The organism is Roseiarcus sp. (assembly GCF_052145395.1).
Lineage (GTDB): Bacteria > Pseudomonadota > Alphaproteobacteria > Rhizobiales > Beijerinckiaceae > Roseiarcus.
The window spans coordinates 1-5,366 of the sequence record NZ_JBKQOT010000343.1 but is presented as its reverse complement, the minus strand read 5'-3'; the positions used below and the strand labels follow the sequence as shown (position 1 = coordinate 5,366).

General features: G+C 67.6%; 5 protein-coding genes and 1 pseudogene. 1 reads left to right on the top strand and 5 read right to left on the bottom strand.

Annotation, left to right across the window (positions count from 1 at the left end; genetic code table 11):
* Positions 1–106: pseudogene (locus ACLP25_RS11675) on the bottom strand (tyrosine-type recombinase/integrase); the annotation flags it as partial.
* A 501-nt stretch (positions 107–607) separates the two neighbouring features.
* Between ACLP25_RS11675 and ACLP25_RS11670 the strand changes: the two are divergent.
* The gene (locus ACLP25_RS11670; protein WP_442469364.1) at positions 608–2,173 is read left to right on the top strand and encodes an outer membrane protein assembly factor BamB family protein; all 1,566 of its coding nucleotides are present in this window, start codon (positions 608–610) and stop codon (positions 2,171–2,173) included.
* A gap of 3 nt (positions 2,174–2,176) precedes the next feature.
* Here ACLP25_RS11670 and ACLP25_RS11665 read toward each other — a convergent pair whose 3' ends face one another.
* The 4 genes from ACLP25_RS11665 to ACLP25_RS11650 form a co-directional block, all read right to left on the bottom strand.
* A complete protein-coding gene (locus ACLP25_RS11665) occupies positions 2,177–3,079 on the bottom strand; it encodes a bifunctional 5,10-methylenetetrahydrofolate dehydrogenase/5,10-methenyltetrahydrofolate cyclohydrolase (RefSeq protein ID WP_442469363.1) in 903 nt (300 codons plus the stop codon).
* Between the two features lie 32 nt (positions 3,080–3,111).
* Complete coding sequence (locus ACLP25_RS11660) at positions 3,112–3,966, bottom strand: SDR family NAD(P)-dependent oxidoreductase (RefSeq protein WP_442469362.1); 855 nt, start codon at positions 3,964–3,966, stop codon at positions 3,112–3,114.
* Positions 3,967–4,064: 98 nt separating this feature from the next.
* Positions 4,065–4,928: an aldose 1-epimerase family protein gene (locus ACLP25_RS11655; protein ID WP_442469361.1), complete on the bottom strand. Its 864-nt coding sequence runs from the start codon at positions 4,926–4,928 to the stop codon at positions 4,065–4,067.
* On the bottom strand, positions 4,925–5,366 hold a 442-nt coding region (locus tag ACLP25_RS11650), incomplete at its 5' end, for an inositol monophosphatase family protein (RefSeq protein WP_442469360.1). The genes ACLP25_RS11650 and ACLP25_RS11655, both read right to left, overlap by 4 nt.

Here is a 5,366-nt window from a genome sequence, read left to right as displayed (position 1 = left end):
TGAACTTCGAGACCGCATAGAGGTAGGATTGCTGCGTCGCCGGCGACAGATTGCGGATCGTCATGTCCTCGATCATCCGCCGACGCAGAGGGCTCATCTCGGCCATCTGAAACTCCTGTCTGAGAGTGGGCTTTGACCACCCCATCCTCTCAGGCAGGAGGACCTTCACTCCATCCCGCCGATCCCCCGCTCGCTTCCGCCTCCGCCGCGATAGCGGCTTCGTTCAATCCCAAAAAATGCCCTTCTTTTAGAATTGCTGATCCAATTGCCGGCGTCTGCGGCCTGCGACGCTGGAGAAAATCCGACGACGGCGGCGAGCGCGGCGGCCGAAACGCATGCGGAAACCCAACAGCCCTTCATGTCATCCTCCCTGAAAAAAGCTTGTCCGAGCGGCAGACGCAGTGTTCCGGCGTGTCGTGCCGGAGGGGGATGTTTGGCGAGCCCCGGGAGCGTGTCAATCGCTTCGCCGCGCAGGGACGCCGAGGCGTGGCAGCAACGCGCCGGCCGTGATAGCCTCGCCGTCGCGACGCGCGACCCTGCCGGTCATGCGCGGAGTTTCCCGTTCTCGTGCGCGAGCCCCGCGTTGTTCCCGTTCTGGAGGTGAGCGATGCCCCGGCAAAGAGGCGACGCGAGTGCGGACCCCGGCCGGAACGGCGCGGCGACAAGGCTCGCCCTGGCGGCGGTCGGTCTTGTCTCAGCGACCGCGCTCTCTCAGGCGGCGGAGCCGGCGCCATCGGACTGGCCGTGCTTCGGCCGCGACATCCACAACACCCGAAATGCCGCGGACGAGCATGTCCTGGACCCGACCCTGGTGGCCGACCTCAAGCCGCAGTGGACAGTGACGACCGACGGCAACGTGAGCGCGACCCCAGCTGTCGTCGGTGGGGTCGTTTACGTTCCCGATTTTGGCGGCAGCCTGTGGGCCATCGACGCCGCAACCGGCCGGGTCGTGTGGAAGAACGCGATCAGCGATTACACCGGCATCCCCGGCGATACGTCGCGAACCACGCCAGCCGCCTGGCGCGGCTCCCTGATTATGGGCGAGGGCACACAGGGCGTCAGCGTCCTCGAAGGCGCAAGCCTCTTTGCCGTCGACTCGAGGTCGGGCCGCCTGCTCTGGAGCACCAAGGTCGAAAGCGACCCGGTCGCCATCGTCACCAGCGCGTCCGTCGTGGATGACGGCGTGGTTTATGTCGGCACTTCGTCCAAAGCGGAGGCGATCAACAAACCGACTACGTTCCGCGGCAGCGTCGTCGCGCTCAGCGCCGATGACGGCAAGATCCTCTGGCAGACCTACCTGACCGGCGAGGGCTACACCGGCGCCGCGGCATGGGGAAGCACGCCGGTCGTCGATCACGACACGGGCCTTCTCTATGTGGCGACGGGCAACAATTATTCCGTGCCGGCGGGCGTGTGCCGGGCGCCCGGCGAGGCCAATTGCGAGCCGTCGTCGCCGGACAATCACGTCGACAGCATCGTGGCCCTCGATCTCAAGACCGGTCGCATCGCCTGGGCGACGAGCACGCTGCCCGCAGACGTCTCGACGAATTTCGATCACGTCGACGGCCCCGACTACGATTTCGCGCAAGGGCCGATGCTGCTCACGACCAAGATCGACGGGCGTCCCACGCCGCTCCTGGGCGTCGGGCAGAAGAGCGGTGTTTTTTGGGCGCTCGACCCGGCGACCGGCAACGTGGTGTGGAAGACCGAGGTCGGTCCGGGAAGCCGACTGGGCGGAATGATGTGGGGATCCGCGACCGATGGACGGCGCATCTATGTCTCGATCGGCAACGCCGCCCATACGCCGGTCACGATCCCGTCTCCGGATGGCAAGCCGCAGACCATCACCGGAGGCTTCTGGGCCGCCCTCGCCCCCGCCACCGGAAACATCCTGTGGCGAACGCCCGATCCGCAGGGAGCGGTCGATGTCGGCGCGCTGACCGTCGTCGGCGACGGCGTGGTCTACGCCGGCTCCCTGGCCCCGCACGGGGCCAATATGTACGCGCTGGACGCTGCGACCGGCGCTGTCAAATGGGCGTTTGCGAGCGGCGGGTCGGTGGCCTCCGGCCCCGCCGTCGTCAACGGCGTCGTCTACTGGGGCTCGGGCTACAAGATCGGCGGCATCAACGGCGTCAACAACAAGCTTTACGCCTTCGGACTGGCGGGGGAATGACCCCTACCCCGCCGCGCGCTTGGCCGCGTCGAGCGTATTCGCCATCAGCATCGCGACCGTCATGCGGCCGACGCCGCCGGGGACGGGCGTGATCGCGCCCGCGACTTCGGCCGCCTCGGCGTAAGCCACGTCGCCGACGAGGCGGGTCTTCGGCTTGCCCGCGGCGTCGACCCCCTCGCCAGCGATGCGGTTGATGCCGACGTCGATGACGATCGCGCCGGGCTTCACCCAATCGCCGCGCACCATCTCCGGCTGGCCCACGGCGGCGACGAGAATGTCCGCGCGGCGGGCGACGGCGGGGAGATCGCGAGTGCGCGAATGGGCGATCGTCACGGTGCAGTGGCGCTGGAGCAGGAGTTGCGCCATCGGCTTGCCGACGATGTTGGACCGGCCGATGACGACCGCCTCCTTGCCGGCGAGCGTCGTCCCAAGCGCTTCACAGGCCTTGTCGAGCATGATCATCGCGCCTGCCGGCGTGCAGGGGACGAGCGCGCGCGCCATTTCGCCGATCGAGAGCAGGCCGACATTGATCGGATGGAAGCCGTCGACGTCCTTCCTCGGGTCGATCGCTTCCAGCACCCGCGGGGCGTCGATCGCCTTCGGCAGCGGAAGCTGCACGAGAATGCCATGAACCGCGGGGTCGCCGTTGAGTTTCTCGACGAGCGCCAGCAGTTCGGCTTCGCTCGTCGTCGCCGGCAGCGTCAGCTGCTCGGAATGGAAGCCGCAGCTCTTGGCGGCCTTGCCCTTCGAGGCGACGTAGGACTGGCTCGCCGGGTCCTCGCCGACCAGCACCGTCGCGAGGCCCGGGGTCACGCCGCGCGGGGCGAGTCCTGCGGCCTCGGCCGCAACCCGAGCGATCACCTCGTCCGCAATCGCCTTGCCGTCCAGGATGTAAACGTTGGTCATTCGATATCCATTGGCCGGCGAGCAGCGCTCAGTCAACGCCGCGGCGTCCTGTCGCGAATGCGATCGAATGCTTCCTTGATCGAAGCGAAACGCGCTTCGATCACGGGCTCGTATTCGGCGTCGGTCATGATGTAGGGCCAGTCGTTCTCGATGCCTTCGCGAACGAGTTCGCCGACGTAGAGCGGATCGACTCCTGCATCGTTGCGATCGCGCATCCATTTCAGGCGCTCGGCCAGTGGACCCTCCACAGGCGGCGGCCCTGGCGGCCTGGCGGCGGCGAACCGCTCCGGAAGATTGCGCATCGAATCCATGATCCGGGTGTGGACGAAGCCGGGGCACAAGACCGAAACGCCGATGCCGCGCGGAGCAAGCTCCAGACGCAGGCCCTCGGACAGGGCGACGACGCCGTATTTCGTCACGTTGTATGGAAGGCTGTTCCTCGAGATCAGCCCGGCGATCGAGGCGGTGGACACAATGTGTCCGCCCTCGCGATGCTTCTCGATCAGTGGGCCGAAAATCGAGACGCCCCAGACGACGGCCCTCAGGTTAACGGCGATCGTCCAATCCCAGCCGGCCTCGGTCCAGAGGCCATACGGTCCTACGCCGCCGATGCCCGCGTTGTTCACCAGAATGTGGACTTTGCCGTAGCGGGCGATGATGGCGTCGGCTGCGGCGGCGAGCTCGTCTTTCAGCGATACGTCGGCGCGCACGCCTTCGACGTCGACGTTGGTTTGCTTCAGCCTCTCGACCGCCTTGGCGAGCGCCTCCTGCTCGATGTCGCAGAGCATCACCTTGACGCCGGCCTGCGCGAGCGCGGTCGCGATTCCAAGCCCGATGCCAGACGCGGCGCCGGTCACAAAGGCGATCTTGCCTCTCAAATCCTTCATCGCCGCCTCGCGAGTAAGTCCCCGATCCTCATGTCTTATCATTGCGGAAAGCGGGTGTTCAACGAATCAGCGCCTCTCGGTAGACGGAGGGCGGCGCTTCAGCCTCTGACCAGAAACCTCGCCTCATGCCGGGCGCCCGCGCCGGGCGCAAGCACGCGCATCGACGGCTTTTCGAACAGGTCGCCGGCGAATCCATCCGGGTCGCTGTAGCCCGTCCAGGCCTCGAGGCAAACGAACGGCGCGCCGGGTCGGGTCCAGAGCGCCGCGTGGTCGAAGCCCGGGAACTCCATCGTGACCGACGCGCCGGAGGCGTCGTGGAAGGCGAGCGAGCGGCTCGCGCAGTTCAAAAAGCAGACCGCGTCGTTGGCGAACAGAGCGTCGCTCAGCGGCAAGTCGCGGCCGTTCAGCGGCACGCGCTTGACGCCTGCGCCAATGAGGCCGCCCGGGGCGATCGCCGGAACGTCGGCCTTCTCGGGTTTCTCGAACCGCGCGAACGCGCTGTCGCGCCCCGCCGCGCCGAGCGGCCAGCGGAAGCCCGGATGCAGGCCGCAAGCGTAAGGAGCCGCTTCATCGCCCGGGTTGGCGACCTCGATCGTCATCCCGAGCGCGTCGTCGGTGAGGCGGTATTCGAGCGCGAGCGCGAAGGCGAAGGGATAGACGGCGCGGGTCCGCGGGTTGTCCTTGAGCGACAGCCGGACGAAATCCAGGCCCGAGGCCTCCACCGCGAAGGTCTCGAACCGGGCGAAGCCGTGCAGGCCGAGGGCGTAAACGCGGCCGTCGATGCGGGCGCCGTCGCGCGTCCAGCCGACGACCGGATAGAGGATCGGGCTGATGTCGGTCCAGATCGCCGGATCGCCGGCCCACAAGAGGTCGCGTCCGTCGACCGTCCAGCTTCGCGCCTCGGCGCCGGCGAGCGCGATCGTCGCGCGCGCGTGGCCATGAGCGAGCAGGACCTCGCTCACAGCACGATCCCTTCGAGCTCCACCGCGGAGATGAGCGCGTCCTTGACCCCCTGCGCGCAGGCGATGATCGGATTGCCCTTGGTCAGACCTTCCCCGGCCAGGAAATTGCTGACGTAGCCTCCGGCTTCCTGCACGAGGAGCGCGGCCGCAAGGCAGTCCCAGGCATTCATGTGGTGCTCGATATAGCCGTCGCGCCGCCCGGCGGCGACGTAGGCCAGCCCGAGCGCGCCGGAGCCGGTGCGGAACGGCGCCGCGCCCCAGAGCGTCACGCGGCGGATGAGATCGAGATATTTCGAGGCGCCCGCGCGCATGTTCCAGCCGACCTCGACGGTGGAGTTGGTGAGCGATGTCGCCTCGGACGGCTTGATCGGCGTCCCGTTAAGGAACGCGCCGGCGCCGCGACGCGCCGCGAACAACTCGTCACGGACAGGATCGTAG